The following is a 20,638-nucleotide window of genomic DNA, read 5'->3' as shown; positions in this document are numbered from 1 at the left end:
ATTGACCTCTAAGTTTATGAAATGGATAATGCGCGTAGGCGTAGTTCGTCGTAGACATCATCTGTTTAGTCGTCTAAAAGCACGTCGCCCGATAATCGTTGATAGAGCAATGCTCCCGTCCAAACTGTGCCAGCAAAGCCTGGATAGCCAGATGAGGCATTACAGAAATAGAACTGCTTGAGTGAGGTTTCATGATTCAGTCGCCCTAGACCCACATTGCGCGGTGTCAGAATGGAGCCGTAAGAATTCCCACTGGGACACCAGCAAAAGCGTTCATTGGTGGTCGGGCTGCCCGTAATATGGAAGACCATGTGCTTTCTAAAGTTCGGCACATAGTGTTTTTCCACAACATCCAGGATGGAATCCAAGATTTCTTGCTTCTTCTGGTTGTAAGCTTTGCGATCGCTCTCCCGCAATTGCTTGAAATAGCCGTAATTGGCAACCGTGAGAAATTCCACAATTTGGCAATCTTCTGGGCAATCTCGACTCGCTTCCGTCAGTAAAGTAGGCGTTGTAATCGCAAAACTAGGATTAGAAAAGTCATGGCGATCGTACATCTGTGCGAAGGATTCATTCAGGTCTTGATGCCCGCTATGGGCGAGGTTCCACTTGCCAAATCCATAGTCTCGCAGGTCTATATCCTTGACGACGCAATACGCCATGTAGTTAGATGCCGAATATTCATAGTTAAGTTTTCGACGCACAGTTTTGGAGAACTTTTCCTCACCGATCATCTTGGCGGCTCTTTGAGGGTCAATATTGCAAATCACCGTATCACCCGTAAATTCGGAGGTTTGATTATTGGTGAGATCCATTGCTTGAACTCCCGTAACCGTTCTGTCTGTGACTCTAAAATTCGTGATTTCATGGTTTAGCAACACCTCTCCCCCATGTGATTCGATCACCTTGACTAAGGAATTAATCACATCCTCAAAATGCTGGGTTGGGTAAAATGCACCTGCTTGATAGCCTCGGAACAATGCCACCCAAGCATAAAACGACAGTTGATTTGGAGGTAATAAAAAATCAAGCCATTGCAGAGCCAATAGGGTTTGAGCGGCTTGGGGTAGCTGAAACTTGTCAAATACATCTTGAAGTGTGCTGTTGAGATGCTGGAAAGCACATAATGCTTCACTTGGGTGTTTGAGTAATTTAATCGGCTTGATTGGAGGAGCAATTATTTTCAAGCCTACGCCAGTCTTTTCTACTTCGTTAACGAATTGGCGAATGCGATCGCCATGTGCCGGAAATAGAGCCGATAATCGCTGGATCAGTTCTTCTGGTTCTGAGGGAATATCCAACGCATACCCTGGCATTCGCATATGGTCAAAGCCGTCCGGGTCATAACGTTCAAAAGTTACTTCCTTATCCAAGCCCAGTTTTTTGAGCACTTGATTGACAGTTTGCCCTTCACCACAGTTCCAGACGTAGTGAAATTGAGCATTGAATGTATACTTTTTAGCCATTGTAAACGTATGCCCAAATCCCCCTGGATGCTCGTGAGCTTCGAGGATTTGCACAGTCTTGCCGGAGTTTGCCATCAAAGCACCAAAGGTCAATGCTGATAAACCACTGCCGATAATCAGGTAATCCGGTTTCATAAGAGAGTCTCTCGAACAATAAACATCTTTACAATATCGCTGTAGCGCCTGTAGCCTGAGAATTAGACATCCAGTGAAAGGCTTTGAAATTGAAGTTATAACCAATTACAGCGGGTTAACTAGCCTGATAGATGCCTGATTATTCCTTGACTCGATAATTTCTCATCATGCCAGCGTCTTCGTGCTCTAAGGTATGACAGTGGTATGTATATAAGCCGCTGTATTTCTCAAATTTCATGAGCAGCTTCACTCGCTCACCCGGCATTACCATTACAGTATCCTTCAAGCCCTCGTCTACATAGCCATCCTTGACAGTTTGCCATCCTGCGGCAAGTTCTGGCAGCACTTCCCGACTAATAACTTGAAACTGCACGCCGTGTAGATGGATAGGGTGCGCCATCCCCTTCGCATCCATCATGGCTCCGGGGTTGAGTTTATTGATAATCTCCCACTGTTCGATCGAATTTAGCTTTACGGTTTCTTGCGGTAATACAGTATTCATTTCAAAGGGCTGCCCATTAATCACCCATTTCATACCTTTGAGAGAAAGCTCAATAGGTCGTGGCTGGGTGGCATTAACGGCATCTTCTGGACGCAATAGTGGTAGGGCTGCTAGTTGACTGGGGAGTCGCAGAGTTTCTTTTTCTTTGCGCTCAATCTTGACGTTGAATAGCATCATCGCTGAACCAAGTTCCGGGGCATTGTCAGAACTCATCATGCCGCTCATGCTGCTACCTCCTACATTTTCTGCTCCTGAAAAAGCCAGACTATTTAGAGATACTTCTGTCCCAACTTTCAACTTACTGAAATCTGCCCAAACATCAATCCGCTCACCTGGCGCTAACATGACATACTTTCGTTCGGTAGGTCGAGGCAGTAAGCTACCATCAGTGCCAATGATGGTCAGTAGATCGCCACTGCTCCACGCAAGCTTGTAGATACGTGAATTAGATCCATTTAAGATGCGAAGGCGGTAGACTCGTGTCGCCGCAGAAAGTGTGAAGTTGGGCTTACCATTCACGAATATCTTTTGACCCAAAAAGCCCATCATGCTGCTCATGTCACCCATCATGCCGTTGCTGGATTGACCGGAATTACCCTGTTGCATCCCGCCCATGTTGCTATTACGGGGGGTACCTATTTTGCTGCCGAGATAGAGGAGTTGATTATCGGCATCTAAGGTGCGATCTTGCAGTACGATCGGCACATCATAAGCCTTGGTGGGTAGATTAAGGGCTTCTTCTTCTGCATCTGTGACTATAAATAGTCCCGCCAAGCCAGCATAGGCTTGCTGCCCTGTAAGCCCGTCTGGATGAGGATGAAACCAGTTCATACCTGCCCGATTAATCACCTCAAACTCGTAGACATAGGTCTGTCCTGGCTGAATCGCAAAGCGAGGATGTCCATCCATCTCCTCTGGTAAAATCAATCCATGCCAATGCACAATGCTGGCTTGTCCTTGAGGAAGGTTATTTTGGAAGTTGACCCGCACGCGCTGACCTTTGCGAACGCGAATAATGGGGCCTAAATAACTATCGGGAATGGTTTGTAAGCTGTTTGGGTCGCCCTTGACCAGTTGTGCTGCGTAAGACCAAACTTGGGTCATTTGTCCCGGCAAGATTGGAACCGTTGTCGGTGCAGCCTTCAGGTTGATTTCAATATCGGGAATAAATTTTGCATTCGGCCCACGGGCTACGGTGTTCCCCTGAGCCATTTCTGTGGTGGAAGATTGAGGCGAACAACTGGATAGCAGGCTGTGAATTCCGCTTCCGATGACAAGTCCGCCTGCAAATCCACTCCCTCGAAGAAAGTTTCGGCGGGTTAGGGGATGTTGGTAAGTGGTTTTAATGGGCATATCGCTCTCATTTCTGAATACGTCAATAAGCTTGTCTTGTCCCTTCAGAACTTTGTTAAGCCACTTTGTAGCCAGCCGCCGTAATTACATCCTTGATTGCAGCTTCTGAGGCTTGAGTTTCCACTGATACAATCTTGGTTTTTGGATCTCCCTGAACGGTAGCTTTAACATCGACTGTTCTAATCGCTTTAGTAATGGTGTTTACACAACCACCACAGGTCATATTGGGAACTTTTAATTGGAGTTTCATAATGTCAAATCCTTATTTTTGTGTGGTTCAGTCAAGAAAAACGTTTTGGACAATCAGCAATGCTTTTCTCCACTTTTCAACCAGTTCAGTTTCACTGTTCGGGCAGTAATCTGTACACTTATGCGGTAGTGCTTTTATGTAAAGGATGGATAAAATTCAGGCAGTCGAGCCTTCAGCATTGCTAATCTGATTTGGTGATTATAGTCATGAATGAAGTTCCAAATAGCACTCTTGTGATTCTCCAACTTCTTAGAAAACGATAACGTCTTCCTGACCAATCGCGAAACTCGCTGCCTGAGTGTATTATTCAATCGTTCAATGTAGCTGGTTAATCCACTTTCTTTGCCGACAGACTTATGCCGTTTACTGGGTAAAACCGCAGCATAGGCTTCCCAATGGTCAGTATAAATCTTGGCACATTGGCGATAGACACTCGGTAGGGAATCCCATAATGCTTGAGCCGACTTCAAGGAACGGTCTCCAATATGACATCCAATCACTTCCCGAGTCTTGGCGTCAATCGCTAACCAGACCCATTGTTTAGTCCCTTTGTCGTCTACAAAAGACCAAAGTTCATCGATTTGGATGGTATGTTTTCCGACTTGTTTCGGGATGACTGTGGCCTTTTGTTCTACGGCAGCGTACAGGTGGTTCACATAATTTTGGAGCCAGCTCTCAGAAACATCCATGACTCGGGCAATACCAGCGAGGGAAATCCGCTCCAGAAGAAGCAATTCAATTTTTACCAAGGTGTCCGTGTCCTTGGCTTGCCACTGAGGGTTTTCGACAAACTGACGGCCACAGTCGCGACATTTGTGATTTTGTTTGCCCCGACGAGTCATGCCATTTTTCATCACATCGTCAGAACCACAAGTGGGACAAATCAGATAGGGTTTCATGATCAGACTCCTCAAAATACCGAACCTAAAGTTATTATCCTCCATCCTTTACATAAAAGCACTACCCACTTATGCTTGTTGGGTGAGTACGAGTACCACAAAGCTAATAATAATTAGGAAGCCTGCATCCAGTTCAAGGATAGTTTCACTGACAGATTTGAGCCACATAAAATAGATCAGGGGAAAGGCGATCGCCAAACACCAGATTTTTAGAAATATCATGATTTCTTAAAGCCGATACAAGCCATACTGGTGAAGCGAGCTAATCCTATTGGGAACGATAAAAACTGAACGCGATTTAACCCGGCTTCACGTATCAGCGCTGAGAGTTTTTCCTGGTTGAAACATCGAGTGCCCCAATGCCACTGAATGAGTGAGCCGAGTAGTCCCGATCGAGTCACCACAAGAACTAATGGTGCGCCCGGACGCAAAACTCTGACCATTTCTTGTAATCCCTGTGCTGGATTCAGTAAATGTTCAAGCATATAGGCACTCATGACACCATCAAAAGAATGGTCTGCAAATGGCAACGTATTCACATCACTTTGACAGATTTCATGACGAATATTTGCCTGACTGAGTTGTTGATCGGCTATTTTGAGCATCTCCGATGAGACATCGACTCCAGTAATCTGTATTGTTGGATTAATAGTTTGAGCAAATGCCAGACTGAAGTCCGCTGTGCCAATACCACAATCACAAATGTTCAGGTTATCAGGCCAGTGAAGCAAAATATCAGCGTTTTTTAGCGATCGCCATAGCTCTCGATAAGCATGACGATAACCCAGAAGACGAACAAGTTGATGCCACCAGATGGCAGCTTTGTTATAGGTTTGAGACAGTTGTGTAGTTGTTGGATAAACTCGTTGAACTGAAACCTGCCACCATCCAACCGTCCATTCCATTGTGAAACCTCATTGATATGGAGTAATAATGCTAGTAGCTGCTGCTAATGTCTGGACACCCTTCTCACCAGGTGACATAATATGCACCAACATGAGGTTGGCTTGATTCGATTTTGCTTCCATTTGCTGTAAGTCTCTGACCTATGTGTGAGCGAGAGTAGGTTCAGTTTTTTCAGTTTTTATCGTGATGGGATGTTGCACACTCAAAACAGAGCAGGGGGCATGGTGAAACACATAGTTACTGACGCTCCCCTGAATTAACTCTTTGACACCGGACAGTCCCCGATGCCCGATGACGATCAGATCCGCTTCCCAGTCTTGGGCGATCGCACAGATGGTTTCACCGGGGTTATCCACAAAGTCGCCAGTTTTTTGCATAGATTCTGCACCTACACCCGCTGCGATCGCCCGTTCACTAGAGGCTTGCAGTAACTTCAAGCCCATCTGTTTGTAGGTTTTCCAATGCTGTTCGTAGAACTGTACTTCTGTATTAAAATACTCAGGATTGTAACTTCCGCTGATAAGTCCTTCGATCTGGGGAAACCCTTTCTCCTGCATATGGATAATATGGAGCAGGAGCAAACTGCCTCCGGTCGTTTTTGCCTGATCGATCGCGATTTCAACAACATGATCGGTCAGATCGGATTGATCGATCGCCACTAGAATTTTGTGAAACATAGAATCTCCTTTCAGAATGATACGTGGTGGCTTCGAGATTTCTTGGAGTTACGACTTACCCTGCTTCGGTTTTCGTAAGAACTGCCTGAAGTTGTGCCTCATCTTCGTGGGATAACGAAGTTCGTAGGACTTTTCCCTCAAATTTGCTCAAGTCGTCCAAAACCTTGTCAGGTGTAGACTTTCTCACCAAAACAAAAATGGCAGAGGTTCCAGGTTCGATCGTGTTGCCTAGTTCTTGAATGAAATTGTCATCAATGCCGATATCCGTTAAGGCACCGGAAAGGGCACCCACTGCTGCACCCACAATTCCCAGTATGGGTTCAAAAAACATCAAGCCGATTAACAGTCCCCAGAAGCCGCCACTTAACGCGCCACCGGTGACGAGTTCTTGAGTTTGTTTAATCTTGACTTTGCCATCTTTCTTTCTGACCACGATCGCTGCATCTTCTAGATCGATCAGATATTCCCGCTCCATTTTTCTGAGATCGAGCAACACTTCATCTGCCTTAAATTCATCAGGAAAGCCAATCACAATTAGATCACTCATATTTTTCTACCTGTTTAAATGAACACTCAACTTTGAAAAGGAAAAACTTGCACGAAGGTAATCACAGTTCCTAGTCCTAGAAAAAAATACTAGATGTCATGGTGAGACTCCTGTGAATGAGCTAGTTTTTTCTGAATGTTGCGATGACCCCAGGGGACAAATGCAGGTGTCAGTGCGGCATAACGGGCATACTCCTCACCAAATTCTGCTAAGGCATCCCGTTCTTCTTGGTGAGCTAATCGGATATACATCGCGACCAAAATGGGGAACATGAGCAACGTCACGAGAGTAGGCCATTCCAGCAAAAAGCCCAACATGATGACAATGAAGCCGACATACTGCGGATGGCGAATGGTTGAATATGGCCCTGAAACCGCCAATGTATGACTTCGTTGAGCTTTGTAGAGAACTTCCCAAGCATTTCCTAAATAAATCAGTCCACCAAAAATTAGTACATTACTCAGAAGGTGAATCGGATTCCAATGAGGATCGCCTTTCCACCCCAGGAATGTCCACCACAGATGCCCAGCATCATGGGAAAAAATGTTCAATCCTGGATAGCGGGTTTGCAGCCAGCCTGAGAATAAGTAAAGCGTTAAGGGGAACCCATACATTTCTGTGAACAATGCCACAATGAATGCTGAAAATGCCCCGAACGATCGCCAATCTCTAGGGTTACGCGGCTTGGTGAAACTAAAGGCAAAGATGATAAATATCAGGGAATTAATAATCACTAATCCCCACAGTCCGTAAGCAGGAACGTTACTCATATCTCTCATGGTTCGATCTCCTGGACATAAATTGATTTACAGAGTACGAATAATTGCCTTCAGCGAGATGGGCTATTGCCGCTGTTACCGTCTCCATGTCCTCCATGTCCCCCATGTGCTCCGTGCATAAATAGGTGCATGAATATACAGATGAACAGTAAAGAGTACGGTAAGAATCCCGCTAAATGCGCCCAATGTTCTGTAATCAAAAAGTACGCAATAATCCCGATCGACACATACAGCACAACCTTAATTGGCAAGCTGAGACGAGTTGGCTGACGATCGGGCTGGGACTGATTTGATGAACCATGTTGGTGCATAAAGACCTCCTTGTGAATAGAACAACTCGCGATTCCAGGCTTGTTACCACCCTTGCATCTGTGCGATTTCAGCGCTCTGAGATGTGATGATTGACTGAGCCAAAGTACGGATTTCTGGATGAGAAGCACGCTCAGATGCCATCTTCGCCATCATCACCGCCATTTGATGATGGGGAATCATTTGGCGCACAAATTCTTTGTCAAAGTCCGGGGCTTTCTTGAGCGCGTCGAGGTCAGTTTTCATGCTCATCATGCCCTCACCCATCATGCCTGAGCCTGTGCCCTGCCCTTGGTTGTGGTGCTCTCCCATCATGCCCATGTCATTCATTGAAGGTGCAGGGACTTCTTTGCCGAACCACTGTTTGTACCAGCTACGCATCTCTTGAATTTCACGAGTTTGGTCTTTTTTAATCGCTTGGGCTAATTTTTTAACTTCTGGGCGTTTGGCGCGACTAAAAGCAAGATCAGCCATTGCGATCGCATCTTGGTGATGCGGGATCATCATTTCGATAAAATGCTGATCGACTCGGACTGATCTGGGTTGTTGAGGATTTCCTGGTGCAGGTAATGACTGAGCCTGTTTGCTGTTACCAAGAACAAACCCCGTCACAGCACCACTACTGAGTAGCCCGACTAAACTGTAAACCAAAAACTTCTTATTCATAAACTTACCTTGGCTAAGGGATGATCACGTTATTCTACTTTTTAAACTACGCTTAGATTGTGAGAAACTTATGAGCGATGTAAAGCTAGAGAGAGAACTTTTTGCTTGTCCAGCTTTTGATGTAGGAACGGGCATTTTTTGCCAGCAACTTCGACAAAACCAGTGGATAGATCCACCTTGGATGTGTCGGAGAAGTTTATCGGAGCAATAAGAACAATTTTGCATGGCTCCATTTGATAAAACTCAGCTAAAGCGGGTACTGATTCTGCACTGATGGCTGTTGCGTAGGATAATGGTTGAGCGCGATCGCTCATGCAGCAGCCAACGTGCTAAATAAATGGTTTTATGCCGTTGCTTTAGCCATTTGACGGCAAGATTCAGCACAACGACGGCAGGCTTGAGCGCATTTCTTACACTGATCGTGGTCGTGCTTCTCACACTCAGTCGCACAGCGATCGCACGCTTCTGCACAAACCGCACACATTTGAGCGTGCAGGTCAGAATTACGAGCCATGAACCGAGCGCAGAGAGCACAGGTATCAGCGCAATCGCGGCATAGCTGAATACATTGAGCCATCATCTGCACCATGTCACTGGTTAAGCAAGCGGTTCCGCATTGCTCACACTCACGAAGACAGTCGAGGCAATTCTGAATGCAGGTTTCTAGCAGAGATTGATGAGATTTAGTAGTAGTAGTAGTCATGGTTTTAAGCTCCTAAAGAATCAACACAACGAAGAACGGATTGTTATGCCCTTCACCTTGGTTAGGGGATGACTAAGTTCTTATATCTCTCAAGCTACGCTCAGACTATGAGAAACCTATGAGCGATTCAAGGTTTACGTCTTTAGGAAGATTTTTCCAGATTTTTGGCGATGAGCAATTCATTTCATCCTGATTTCATGATTTCTCATCATTATGGGAGGATTCCGCCCATCTGACACCGCAACCAGCCTGTAAAGGATTTAGACTGATGAAAATTTTGGTGGTAGAAGATGATGAGGCCATTGCCGACCTACTTACTTGCATTCTCTCCAACCAAAATTACGTGGTTGAAGTTGCTAACGATGGTGAGGCAGCTTGGGAACTGATTGTTGTTTATAACTATGATTTACTGCTGATAGATATTACGCTCCCTCGTTTAGACGGAATCAGTCTCTGTCGTAGAGTCAGAGCGCACGACTATAAAATGCCAATTATGCTGGTAACAGGGCGAGGCAGTGGTCACGACCAAGCGATCGGGCTAGATGCAGGTGCTGATGGATACATGGTGAAACCGCTCGATCAGGAGGTATTGATTGCTCGAATTCGAGCCTTGCTGCGTCGCGGAGACACGGCTTTTCAATCTGTGCTGGAGAAGGGTAGTTTGCGGCTCGATCCGACAAGTCGTGAAGTTACTTACGCAGGGCAACTTCTATCCTTAAGTCCCAAGGAGTTTTCGATCCTAGAGTTCTTTTTGCGGAATGGTCGTCAAGTCTTTACCTACAGCGTAATTTTGGATCAAATCTGGGCGTATGGAGAGACTCCTAGCGAAGATGCCGTGAGAACTCATATTAAGGGGCTACGGCAGAAATTTAGAGGGGTCGGCGCTCCCACAGATTTGATTGAAACGGTTTATGGACTGGGTTATCGGCTTAAACCAATCGCTGATTCAACCAAGACGGCTCAACTCACGTCTAATGAAGCGACTCAACCGATTCAACAACAAACCCTCAGCGCCTTATCCAAGCGTCAAGAAATTGATCCCGCCTCAAACGACTTAACTACAGAACGAATCGAGCCGGAAGAGTCTCTGTTTGTGGATGAGCGTCCTTTGTTATTGATCGTCGATCCCGATCGCCAACTGGCCCAACAGTTGATAAATGAAGCGGTGGACTGGGGATTTCGGAGCGCGATCGCAACGACACTTTCCGAAGCCGAAACGAAAATTGAGCAGGATGCGCCTACCGTTGTGCTACTCGATCCCGATATTACTCATCCCACAACAGAGAGTTTAAGGCTGCTGGCAAAGCTCAGTCATCAAACTCCTTCTGTGCCAGTTCTAGTTTTAACCAGTCACGATCAATTAACCGATCGCCTAGAAGTTGCCCAACTCGGCGGACATAGTTTTTTACACAAACCCTTGCCCCCGGCTCAAGTGCTGAAAGCGATCGCACAAGCGGCACAACAAGCAGAGACAGCAAAGCAACGGGTGATGGTCGTTGATGCTGAGCCCCAGATTCTTGCAACTCTGAAGGAGTTCCTAGAACCCTGGGGATTGAGCGTAACAACGCTCAACGCTCCTCAACGATTTTGGGAAACGTTGAAATCATGCTCACCGGATCTGCTAATTTTAGATGTGAAAATGCCTGGTGTGAGCGGCGTGGAGCTTTGCAAAATTATCCGCAACAATTCGCGCTGGGGGCGCTTGCCGATCATTTTTTTGACGGCGCATACCGATGCTGCGATCGTCAATCAAATGTTTTCAGTGGGTGCAGATGACTTTGTGAGCAAGCCGATCGTAGGGCCAGAATTGGTCAGTCGCATCATCAATCGCCTAGAACGGATCAAACTCCTTCAGAATGCTGCTGAGACAGATTATTTAACCAAACTCTCTAACCGCAATAAGTCAACCCAAGACTTAAACAAATACCTTCAACTTGCAAATCAACAGGAGCAGCCGCTCTGTCTAGCAGTTCTGGACTTAGACAATCTCAAACAGATCAACGATCGTCACGGGTACAATACTGGCGACATGGTGATGCGTCAGTGGGGACAATTGCTCCGGCAAACTTTTAGGCAAAATGCAGTCGTTGCTCGCTGGGAGAGCGATGAATTTGTGGTTGCCTTATCTAGCATGATTAAGGCAGATGGTATTCAAAGACTCACTCAATTATTAGCAACGCTCCACCACAGAAAATTCGTTGCTCCCGAGCAAACTCAATTTCGGATCACATTTAGCGCTGGAATTGCTCAATATCCAGATAATGGAACGGATTTGCCTTCTCTTTATCAAGCCGCATCCGAAGCCTTGCATCAGTCTAAAGTTGCTGGGTGTGCTTGTATTTTTTCTGCGGGAGACTCTAGGGCTATTCTCCAATAAACGAAGTCTTAATTCATTATTAACATTCTCAAACTCAAACTTTTCTTAACTCCTCATAAGTTCCTCAGATTGTTTTATTACAGTCAAAGTGGGTATGCAAGGACTGTTGCATACAATCACCTCCGATCGCGCGCATTCTGGCATTGGGGAAGGTTTTGTATATCAGAGAGTTTTAGTAGCGATCGATGATTTTGAAATTAGCAGTGGAGAACAGTAATGTTAGATATCGATGAAATGGGACAAAAAGAAATACACGAACTGCTACATAAAGTAGGATATGGACACCTCGGCTGCATAGGCGAAGGGTATCCATATATTGTGCCTATGCACTATTACCTTAAAGACTCAGAAATATATATCTTCACAACGGTGGGAATGAAGACTGAGTATATGGATGCAAATCCAAAAGTTTGCTTACAGATCGAAGAAGTTCACGATCTGGTGCACTGGCGCAGCGTTGTTGTGAATGGTCGCGCTGAACGCCTCACTGAGCAGCAAGATATTGATCGGGTGATGCAATTTGTCAAAACGCAGAATCCAACACTTTCGCCTGCGATCAATCGAACCTGGATCGATGCTTGGGGACGAGCAGAGGTGATTGCAATCTACCGCATTCACGAGAATGAAATGAGCGGACGCACGACTGATGGAGTTAGCAGTCAGTGAAATCGAAAAATTTGGACAAACTTATTTTAGAAGGCTGATTTTAATTCGGCGATCGCCTCTCTAAAATTTCGCCCTAGCTTCCTTCTCTGTAAATCTGCCAACCAGGGCATCACATTAAATTAGGAGGATTAATTTATGAACCACGATCGCCATCAACATGGACAAACCCAACCCAAGCCAGGACACGCTGGGCACCACGAACACAAACAGCAACTTGAAAGGAATCTACCTGACCCACACAGCAATCATAGTGCTCACGGTAAACAGCCTAATCACGCTCAACACGCAGGTCACGACAAACACGCTGGACACAGCCCAGAGATTTTCAAACGACGCTTCTTTATTTGCCTCTTACTAACGCTGCCCGTTCTCTATTTTGCGCCCATGTTTCAGGATTGGTTTAGTTATGAAGCCATCCAGTTTTCAGGTGCGAATTGGGTGATTCCCATTTTCTCAACGATTATTTATTTCTATGGTGGCTGGGTTTTTCTGAAGGGAGCTTACTACGAACTCCGCAGTAAAATTGGCATGATGACTCTGGTTGCTCTAGCAATCACCGTGGCGTTTGTCTACAGTGTGGCAGTGACTCTTGGATTGGCGGGAGATTCTTTCTACTGGGAACTGGCCACCTTAGTCGATATCATGCTGCTCGGTCACTGGATGGAAATGGCTTCTGTGCTGGGAGCCAGCAATGCTCTACAAGAACTTGCCAAGTTAGTACCTTCTGTCGCTCACAAGAAGCAGGCGAATGGGCAGATAGAAGATGTCCAAGTAAGCGCATTAGTTGAGGGCGATCTAATTCTGATTCGTCCCGGTGAACAAGTCCCAATTGATGGTGAGGTCATCGAGGGTACTTCCAACGTCAACGAAGCTTTTCTCACTGGGGAGTCGCGCCCGGTGGTCAAAAAAGCCAACGATGAAGCGATCGCCGGAGCAGTCAATGGAGAAGGCGCTTTGACAATCAAAGTCACTCGCACCGGAGATAAAACAACCTTGAGCCAAATTATGCGCCTAGTTGAGGAAGCGCAGGCATCTAAAAGTAAATTTCAAACACTAGCCGATCGACTCGCCTATTGGCTAACTTATACAGCGATCGCGATCGCTACGCTAGCGTTCATCATTTGGCTATCTGTTAAACCAGATGGTTTAACATTTGCAATTAATCGCGCCGTTACTGTATTGGTGATTGCTTGTCCTCATGCGTTAGGTTTAGCGATTCCCTTAGTTCTAGTTAACGCTACTGGAATGTCCGCTAAAAACGGCATTCTGGTACGAAATCGAGAAGCGTTTGAACGAGCCAAAGACATTAAAACAATCGCATTTGATAAGACGGGGACATTGACAACCGGACATTTTGGCGTGCAACGAATTTATACAGATAGTATAGATGAGTTAAAAGCTTTGGGCATTTCTGCTTCTCTCGAATCTTTATCAGAACACCCGCTTGGACAATCGATCGTAGAAGAAGCCAGCCATCGCAAAATCGAGCTTTCAAAAGCCAGTGACTTCAAAGCAGTTCCCGGTCAGGGCGTTGAAGGCGTGGTAAACGGTCAGCGCTATCGGGTTGGCAGACCAGAATGGGTTCAAGAGTTGAAATTGCAGTTTCCGCCAGCGTTGCAAAAGGGACTACAAGAACGTGAATCTCGTGGTGAAAGTGCGATCGTGCTGATGGACGACAAGCAAGTTCTCGCCCTATTCGGGTTAGCAGACCAGGTGCGGGCATCTGCACGAGAAGCGGTTGTGAAATTACAGAAAATGGACGTGCAAGTGGTCATGATTACAGGCGATGCCGAAGCGGTTGCCAAGGCGGTTGCTGGGGATTTGCAGATCGATCGCTACTATGCTCGTGTCCTACCACAGGATAAAGCTGCATTGATTCGTAAGCTCAAAGCTGAGAAGCCAACCGCCTTTGTGGGCGATGGAATCAATGATGCACCGGCTTTAACCGAGTCGGATTTAGGACTGGCGATCGGCGCTGGAACCAATGTGGCGATCGAGTCGGCTGATTTAATTTTGGTTAAAAGCGATCCGCTTGATGCAACCTACGCGCTTAAACTTGCGAAAGCGACCTACAACAAAATGACTCAGAACTTGCTTTGGGCAACTGGGTACAACGTCGTTGCAATTCCTTTAGCAGCAGGAATTGGTGTACCGTTCGGCCTTCTATTAACGCCAGCATTGGGCGCAATATTAATGAGTGTTTCGACGGTCGTTGTTTCAATTAATGCAATGTCGTTACGTCGCGTTCGTTTGAGTGATTAACTGCATATCTTGGAGGAGTAAGAGTTTATGTCCAAGAGAATCTTCCAAATTCTGGCGGCACCAGAAACCAACCTGTTTCTCTTTGCCTTTTTGCTCAACTTTGTTTACGAAGTTTGGCAGGCTCCCTATTACGAGTTCTACCGAAGTCCCTCTTTAGCCGACAAAATCAATGACTTGACTCACTGCTCCTTCGGCGATGGGGTCATTATTCTATTTAGTAGTTGGGTGGTGAGTGTGTTAGTTCGTTCGCGGAAGTGGGTGCTTTATCCCACCTCGAAGCTGGCGTTCCTGTTTACCAGTATTGGGTTGGTGATTACTCTGGTAATCGAAACCTATCGAGTTAATGTTTCTAAAGTCTATGGGGTTCCGGTGCTGGCAGTACCCATTCTAGGGATGAGTTTACTGGCCGTAATTCAGTGGATCGTTTTACCACCATTCATCCTTTATCTGGCTCGCCGTCATATGTTGGGTTATCTCGAAAAGCGGAGCTAATTAATCGACATGGACAAGGAATTTAATGCCTATCTGTTGGGTGGTGGTATCGGCTCTTTAGCAGCCGCAGCCTTCATGATTCGCGACGGCGGACTCCCTGGCAGAAATATTTTTATCCTAGAAGTAAAGCCCATCTTGGGCGGGAGTTTGGATGGAGCCGGGAACCCTGTAGACGGTTATTCGATGCGGGGGGGACGGATGTTGACGAGTGACAATTATGAATGCACTTGGGATCTTTACAAGTCCATCCCCTCCCTAAGTTCGCCCGGTAAAACAGTGTTTGACGAAACTATGGAGTTTAATGAACGGCATAAGTCAAATTCTATGGCGCGTCTCGTTGACAGCCGCCGAGCAAAAGTCCCTGTGAGTTCAATGGGCTTTTCCATGCAAGATCGTCAAGAGTTGCTGAAGCTTAGCCAAGCTGATGAAGACGAATTGGCTGCTAGTCGTATCACTGATTGGCTTTCTCCAGAATTCTTCAAGACTGAATTCTGGTTTATGTGGGCAACTACATTCGCCTTCCAGCCGTGGCACAGTGCCGTTGAATTCAAGCGTTACTTGCATCGCTTCATGCTCGAATTCTCTCGGATTGAAACCCTTGCTGGGGTGAAGCGAACCATTTACAATCAGTACGATTCATTGGTTCGTCCACTTCAGAGTTGGCTCGCAGATCAAGGTGTCAATTTCATCGTCGATTGCAAGGTCACAGATCTCGATCGCAACACCGAAGAAGGCAAGTTTGTGGTGACAGGCATTCATTATCAGCAGAAGGGTGAAAGTAAAGCGATCGCGCTTAAAGACGGCGACCTGGTTTTTCTGCAAAACGGATCGATGACTGATGCCTCAAGTTTGGGTTCTATGACAAGTGCGCCCAAGAAGCTGACCAAACAGGACAGCGACAGTTGGAATTTGTGGGAAAAGCTGGCGGCAGAACGCCCAGATTTCGGTAATCCTTCTGCTTTTAACAACAGCATTGCCGAGTCACTGTGGGAGTCTTTTACAGTCACACTAAAAACCCCTACATTCTTCAACAAAATGCTTGAATTTAGCAGCAATCAACCGGGAACTGGTGGGCTTGTCACGTTTAAAGACTCCAACTGGCTGATGTCTATCGTGCTCGCCTATCAACCCCACTTTATAAATCAACCTGTTGATATACAGGTCTTCTGGGGATACGCTCTTTTCCCCGATCGCGTGGGTGATTTTGTGCCCAAGCCGATGAGCGAGTGTAACGGTGAAGAAATTCTGCGAGAACTCTGCGGTCATCTACGATTCGATCTGCATACTGTGGAATCGGCAAACTGCATTCCTTGCAGGATGCCGTACATCACAAGTATGTTTATGCCTCGTTTAGGCACGGATCGACCGTTGCCGATTCCTCGCAGCTCGAAGAACCTTGCTTTCATCAGCCAGTTTGTCGAAATTCCTGATGATGTTGTCTTCACGGTTGAGTATTCGGTGCGAGTTGCTCAAATGGCAGTTTATGAATTTTTAGGTATTAACCGCCAAATCCCGCCCGTTTCGCCTCATGATAAGTCACTGCGAGTGCAGTTTGAGGCTTTAATCAAAGCGTTTAAATGAGTTTTGTAACTTCCCAGAAAAGTTGATTCATACCGTCAATCAGCAACGCCGTTTTTTCATTATCTTTACCAAAATTTCTGTTCTATTATCTTAAACTCTTTAGTCGAGTAGAGAGTCAAGTAGAGAAGTCAACATCATTCTTCAGGCATATTTACTCGAATTTTTGAATCTAGGCCTTGACTCTCTAGTGAGGTTGAGAGTTTAGTATGGACTTAGTTCTAAGAAAATTAGTCACTCAATTGAGGATAAAGATGAGTATGCTCACACTTGCTAAAACAGTAATCGGTGGAACTATAGCTGGCTTAACGTTGTTAGCTTTGACAGCTAATCCCTCGTTTGCAGACACTCACAACCAGACTGCTAGTCAAACAATAGCGCAAACCAATCAGGCTCCGCAGCAGCCTACTGAAGGCGGATGTAGCTGTTGCAAGGATATGATGAAAAATATGCCTGGTATGTCTGGGATGAGAGGAAATTAAAGCAACCGCTCCAGATAGACGGTTATGGCGATCGCCATGCGATCGCCTTTTGGGAAATATTTAGGATGCTGTGAAAAGAACTAACAGACAAGGCGTTCTTTGGAATCAGAAAAACGGTGTCGCCCTAACAGTTTTACTGCTCTGTTTACTGCTTTGTTGGTGGTTGGAGCATCCTAATATAAATCTATTCACACCAGAAGGCTTCAAACAAGCAGTCAAGAATCTAAGAATTTTTGTTGCCGTTCAGGTGTTAGCCACCGTCGCGGCAATTTCTTTGTTCCGCTCTGAGGTTCCAAAGCGGGAGTTTAGTCAGTAACCCTGAACCTGAATTTTTCTCACTAACTCAAGCTTGATGCCAGACGTGAGGTAGTGTTGTGCCTGAATCATCAATGCTGATGTTTCTGCATCCAACCCAGCATTAAGCCAGTTCCCATTAGTAAAAAGCCAGCAAAGCTATAAGGGGCGCTTACCTGCCATGCAAATAAAACGCCCCCTAACATTGATCCCCCAACTTGTCCGAGGCTATTAGCGGCATTTTGAATTCCTAACACTGTTCCCGTGTGTTGACCGCCCCGTTTTGAAATCAAAGCAGCTACATTTGGGGTAATCAATGCCATACCGAATGCCAATATAGCGACAACTCCCAGCACAATCGGAAGCGATCGCGCCATTAGCAGCAGGAAGATTCCGCTTCCCATGAGTGCAAATCCCAGAGCAACTTGGGCGATCTCATTCATATATCGAGACAAAAAGCTCACTGCAATGATTTGAAAGACTGCCATCACTGAGCCACACATCATAAATACAAAGCCTGTTTGGACGGGCCCGTATCCCAATATTTCTTGAGCATATAATGCAAAAACGGCTTCAAACATCGTGAGTCCAAACTGGGCGATCGTGGCTAAACCCAACAGCAGTAATAATGGTTTATCCAGCCTTTTCCAATCTAGTGCTGGCTGACGAGGGACTACAGTTGCGGATCTCGATGGTAACGATTCTGGCAACCAGCGGAGAGCGACTAGCAGCGTTAAGAACATCAAACCCGCAGCTAGAAAAAAGGGAGGAGCATAATTTTCAATTTTGAGATCGAAAAGACCGAGGGTAAAATGTAAGTCTTCACGAGTTGTCAAACCACCAAAAGCTGGTCCAGCAATTGCTCCAAGACTCACTGCTGTACCGAGCCAAGCCATTCCTTGGGTGCGATCGCGCTCAGTCGTTACATCCGAAACATAAGCCGCAGCAGCAGGCAGCATCGCAGCGGCTAGAACCCCACCGACCGATCGAGCAACATACAGCATTGCGAGGGATGATGCAAACCCAAATAGTAGTTGAGCGATCGCGGAACCGGCAATTCCGATCAAAATTAAGGGTCGCCTGCCGACTCGATCTGACCATTGCCCCCAAAACGGTGCTGTAATTAACTGAGCGAAGGCGTAAATGCTGGTTAATAAGGTAATGTGAATGGCGATCGTCTCACGCGGAACAACTGCTGTATGTAAATGTTGGGCGTAGAAAGGAAGTACAGGCAGGCTTACTCCGAAGCCAATCATGACTACAAATAAGCAAACAAGAAGTAAGAAGAGCTTTTTAATCATAAAATCAGGTGAGGGGTTTTATTTGTATTGGGTTGGTAATTACTCTGGTAATCGAAACCTATCGAATTAATGGTTTCTAGGCGTTGCTGATTCACGGTATGAATCAACTTTTCGCTTGATGTTACAAAACTCACCCTACTTAGCTTATACCCATTCCGAAATCTTGAATTTATACCTGTATTCAGCAACGCCAGGCTGAATCTCATTAACTACCAATAGTCACACAAACCTGGGATAATTTAAACAAACGGCTCAGATGGTAAGCCAAAGAAGCGAAAACAGCAATGGCAAGCTACAGAGAATGGAACCAAGCATTAGTGTCTTACTTTACCAGTGGCGTACCGCGCGGTACTAAACTTTACGTAAGCGTTGACGACGATGTACTCGAGCGTATTGGTCTAGAATTTGGAAAGGATACGGGCGTCAACAACGGTCGCGATGACTTTTTGATTGCCGTAAGGAAAAGAGTCATCATTGACCAACAAGTTAATTTGAGCAACTTGCGAGGGTGTGATTCTGACGGTTTACCCAAAAGTATTGCCTTTCTCAGTGCCACAGTCCTAGCCGCCTATCAGATGGCTGAGGAAGAAAAAATATCAGAACTAAACTACTTCCGGCGATTGCAGAAAATTTTAGGTCTGTCCGACGCTCGTCGTCCACCGGGCATGGAATCTGGTTCCGCTGCTGAAGAACCGCTATGGAAAGAATGGAATCTTTGGCTAAGGCAACAGGGATTTTTACCTTCAGCAGTTCGGGGTCGCGGTGGTCCAACTACCTATATAAATTATCCAATTTCGCAATCTCTTCTACGCCACGCTGATAAAAACCGACTTCTAGATATATTTAACGAAAAGCAATGGACAGCCCAATGGGATGCCCAAACTTTATTTACTCATGTCCGCCGCGAGACGCCGAGGCTTTGCCAACACTTAAAAGAGTTACTGACGGACAACAGGCAGCGCTATGAAGCCGTTGCCGAAGCAATTCACGAAGTTTACGAACAATGGCAAAATGAGGGGAAACCAGTAACACTAAAACAAGGAGTACGCACCTGGAGCCGCTACCTTTTTGCAGGTTTATATCGCACTGAAGATCCATTCTTGGGCCAGATTGATTACTATCTCTACCCGAAACAGCTAAAAGGGCGACCAGTAGAATCGGTACAAGTTCAGTACAGAGATAACGTTCACCAGCTTCGGGACGAACGCGCTGGATGGTATTTCCCTCTAAAAAATCCAATAAATATGAATGAATTGGATCGCGGTGCAAGATACCAAATTAGTTGTTCTACAGACCTGGATTCCCTAATTTTGCCCGAGCGTAACTTTTGGATATTAATTCCAGATCCCGATAACCCAGATTCAGGAGCCTATGCTTCTTGGGGAACGCCATCCCTCGGTACGCCATTTATCCTACTCTACAAAAAAGAACTGCTCTCAGATATTCAACGGTTGCAAGATGAGCAGCTATTGAAATGGCAGGGTGGAGCACAACCAGTATTTAAAAATTCTACCTGGTTTGAAATTCACACCTGCATGGTTGTTTCCCAAGCTTGGGATGCAGTCTTTATCAAAAGTCAAGAACTTAAAGATGCTTTGCAACCCAGTGTCCGTTTATCTATTAGCTTTTCAGGTGGTTTGCGCGTACCTCAATTGGGTGCATGGCTAGAGGGACATAGCCCTCTAGTAACTATCTTTGGTTTCCATCCCACAGTTGAGTTACAAGTAACTCGATTATCGGATGATTCCCAAATTTGGGAAAAGTTACAGCAAAGTACAAATATTCCCATTGTAGTTAACTTTCCTAGTGTAGGTGACTATCTCGTAAAAGCTACTTGTGGAGGTGAATCTAGCGAGCGCTTTGTCAGAATTGTTGATTGGAGTGGTCTGTCAATAGTAGAACCATCAAGTTGTGAAGTGATGCCGATCGGTTCAAGTCATAATATTTGTGGCAGCGTCCTTCAGTCATTGGCTCAATAAAGTTAAATAAATTCA

23 protein-coding genes are annotated in these 20,638 nt (G+C 45.8%); 9 read left to right on the top strand and 14 right to left on the bottom strand.

The features are described from left to right. Nucleotides 1-65: 65 nt before the first annotated feature. The 13 genes from QT987_RS02635 to QT987_RS02575 form a co-directional block, all read right to left on the bottom strand. Nucleotides 66-1,601, bottom strand: coding sequence for an NAD(P)/FAD-dependent oxidoreductase (locus QT987_RS02635; RefSeq protein ID WP_333237051.1), 1,536 nt, complete (start codon nucleotides 1,599-1,601; stop codon nucleotides 66-68). Between the two features lie 139 nt (nucleotides 1,602-1,740). Further along, the gene (locus QT987_RS02630) at nucleotides 1,741-3,456 is read right to left on the bottom strand and encodes a multicopper oxidase domain-containing protein (RefSeq protein ID WP_333237047.1); all 1,716 of its coding nucleotides are present in this window, start codon (nucleotides 3,454-3,456) and stop codon (nucleotides 1,741-1,743) included. A 55-nt stretch (nucleotides 3,457-3,511) separates the two neighbouring features. Further along, entirely contained in the window at nucleotides 3,512-3,706 is a 195-nt protein-coding gene (locus QT987_RS02625; protein WP_333237045.1) for a heavy-metal-associated domain-containing protein, read from the bottom strand. A gap of 134 nt (nucleotides 3,707-3,840) precedes the next feature. Next, nucleotides 3,841-4,605: an IS1 family transposase gene (locus QT987_RS02620; RefSeq protein WP_333237042.1), complete on the bottom strand. Its 765-nt coding sequence runs from the start codon at nucleotides 4,603-4,605 to the stop codon at nucleotides 3,841-3,843. Nucleotides 4,606-4,674: 69 nt separating this feature from the next. Beyond that, on the bottom strand, nucleotides 4,675-4,827 hold the full coding sequence (locus QT987_RS02615; protein ID WP_333237040.1) for a hypothetical protein: 153 nt from the start codon (nucleotides 4,825-4,827) through the stop codon (nucleotides 4,675-4,677). Beyond that, on the bottom strand, nucleotides 4,824-5,510 hold the full coding sequence (locus tag QT987_RS02610; protein ID WP_333237038.1) for a class I SAM-dependent methyltransferase: 687 nt from the start codon (nucleotides 5,508-5,510) through the stop codon (nucleotides 4,824-4,826). Before QT987_RS02610 ends, QT987_RS02615 begins: the two co-directional genes overlap by 4 nt. 141 nt (nucleotides 5,511-5,651) lie before the next feature. Continuing rightward, complete coding sequence (locus tag QT987_RS02605) at nucleotides 5,652-6,188, bottom strand: universal stress protein (RefSeq protein ID WP_333237036.1); 537 nt, start codon at nucleotides 6,186-6,188, stop codon at nucleotides 5,652-5,654. Between the two features lie 55 nt (nucleotides 6,189-6,243). Beyond that, a complete protein-coding gene (locus QT987_RS02600; RefSeq protein ID WP_333237034.1) occupies nucleotides 6,244-6,735 on the bottom strand; it encodes a DUF1269 domain-containing protein in 492 nt (163 codons plus the stop codon). 89 nt (nucleotides 6,736-6,824) lie between these two features. After that, entirely contained in the window at nucleotides 6,825-7,505 is a 681-nt protein-coding gene (locus QT987_RS02595) for an isoprenylcysteine carboxylmethyltransferase family protein (protein WP_333237032.1), read from the bottom strand. 59 nt (nucleotides 7,506-7,564) lie between these two features. Further along, complete coding sequence (locus QT987_RS02590; protein ID WP_333237030.1) at nucleotides 7,565-7,825, bottom strand: DUF2933 domain-containing protein; 261 nt, start codon at nucleotides 7,823-7,825, stop codon at nucleotides 7,565-7,567. A gap of 43 nt (nucleotides 7,826-7,868) precedes the next feature. Further along, nucleotides 7,869-8,489, bottom strand: a complete 621-nt coding sequence (locus QT987_RS02585; RefSeq protein WP_333237028.1) for a DUF305 domain-containing protein — start codon at nucleotides 8,487-8,489, stop codon at nucleotides 7,869-7,871. Between the two features lie 68 nt (nucleotides 8,490-8,557). Further along, nucleotides 8,558-8,803, bottom strand: coding sequence for a hypothetical protein (locus QT987_RS02580; protein WP_333237026.1), 246 nt, complete (start codon nucleotides 8,801-8,803; stop codon nucleotides 8,558-8,560). Nucleotides 8,804-8,832: 29 nt separating this feature from the next. Next, nucleotides 8,833-9,192 (bottom strand): four-helix bundle copper-binding protein, encoded by a 360-nt coding sequence (locus tag QT987_RS02575; protein ID WP_333142793.1) that lies wholly within the window; start codon nucleotides 9,190-9,192, stop codon nucleotides 8,833-8,835. Between the two features lie 268 nt (nucleotides 9,193-9,460). Here QT987_RS02575 and QT987_RS02570 point away from each other — a divergent pair, with 268 nt between their 5' ends. The 8 genes from QT987_RS02570 to QT987_RS02535 all read left to right on the top strand — a co-directional run bounded on the left by QT987_RS02570 (nucleotide 9,461) and on the right by QT987_RS02535 (nucleotide 17,365). Further along, nucleotides 9,461-11,569: a response regulator gene (locus tag QT987_RS02570; protein WP_333237023.1), complete on the top strand. Its 2,109-nt coding sequence runs from the start codon at nucleotides 9,461-9,463 to the stop codon at nucleotides 11,567-11,569. Nucleotides 11,570-11,663: 94 nt separating this feature from the next. Next, nucleotides 11,664-11,786 carry a hypothetical protein gene (locus QT987_RS02565; protein WP_333151715.1) on the top strand — a complete coding sequence of 41 codons (123 nt, stop codon included), beginning with the start codon at nucleotides 11,664-11,666 and terminating at the stop codon, nucleotides 11,784-11,786. Continuing rightward, nucleotides 11,786-12,235: a pyridoxamine 5'-phosphate oxidase family protein gene (locus QT987_RS02560; protein ID WP_333142796.1), complete on the top strand. Its 450-nt coding sequence runs from the start codon at nucleotides 11,786-11,788 to the stop codon at nucleotides 12,233-12,235. Before QT987_RS02565 ends, QT987_RS02560 begins: the two co-directional genes overlap by 1 nt. Nucleotides 12,236-12,370: 135 nt before the next feature. Continuing rightward, entirely contained in the window at nucleotides 12,371-14,497 is a 2,127-nt protein-coding gene (locus QT987_RS02555) for a heavy metal translocating P-type ATPase (RefSeq protein ID WP_333237019.1), read from the top strand. A 27-nt stretch (nucleotides 14,498-14,524) separates the two neighbouring features. Further along, nucleotides 14,525-14,989 (top strand): hypothetical protein, encoded by a 465-nt coding sequence (locus QT987_RS02550; protein ID WP_333237014.1) that lies wholly within the window; start codon nucleotides 14,525-14,527, stop codon nucleotides 14,987-14,989. Nucleotides 14,990-14,998: 9 nt separating this feature from the next. Next, nucleotides 14,999-16,570 (top strand): oleate hydratase, encoded by a 1,572-nt coding sequence (locus tag QT987_RS02545; RefSeq protein ID WP_333237012.1) that lies wholly within the window; start codon nucleotides 14,999-15,001, stop codon nucleotides 16,568-16,570. A gap of 251 nt (nucleotides 16,571-16,821) precedes the next feature. Beyond that, complete coding sequence (locus QT987_RS02540) at nucleotides 16,822-17,049, top strand: hypothetical protein (protein WP_333237010.1); 228 nt, start codon at nucleotides 16,822-16,824, stop codon at nucleotides 17,047-17,049. Between the two features lie 70 nt (nucleotides 17,050-17,119). Continuing rightward, nucleotides 17,120-17,365 carry a hypothetical protein gene (locus tag QT987_RS02535; protein WP_333237008.1) on the top strand — a complete coding sequence of 82 codons (246 nt, stop codon included), beginning with the start codon at nucleotides 17,120-17,122 and terminating at the stop codon, nucleotides 17,363-17,365. Between the two features lie 70 nt (nucleotides 17,366-17,435). Here the strand turns inward: QT987_RS02535 and QT987_RS02530 are convergent, their stop codons facing one another. Next, nucleotides 17,436-18,644, bottom strand: a complete 1,209-nt coding sequence (locus QT987_RS02530; RefSeq protein ID WP_333237006.1) for an MFS transporter — start codon at nucleotides 18,642-18,644, stop codon at nucleotides 17,436-17,438. A gap of 284 nt (nucleotides 18,645-18,928) precedes the next feature. Between QT987_RS02530 and QT987_RS02525 the strand changes: the two genes are divergently transcribed. Then, nucleotides 18,929-20,623: a hypothetical protein gene (locus QT987_RS02525; RefSeq protein WP_333142803.1), complete on the top strand. Its 1,695-nt coding sequence runs from the start codon at nucleotides 18,929-18,931 to the stop codon at nucleotides 20,621-20,623. Nucleotides 20,624-20,638: the final 15 nt, after the last annotated feature.

The sequence above is a fragment of the Microcoleus sp. SVA1B4 genome, assembly GCF_036700545.1.
Classification (GTDB): Bacteria; Cyanobacteriota; Cyanobacteriia; order Cyanobacteriales; family Microcoleaceae; genus Microcoleus.
This window is presented reverse-complemented; position numbering and strand designations above follow the sequence as displayed.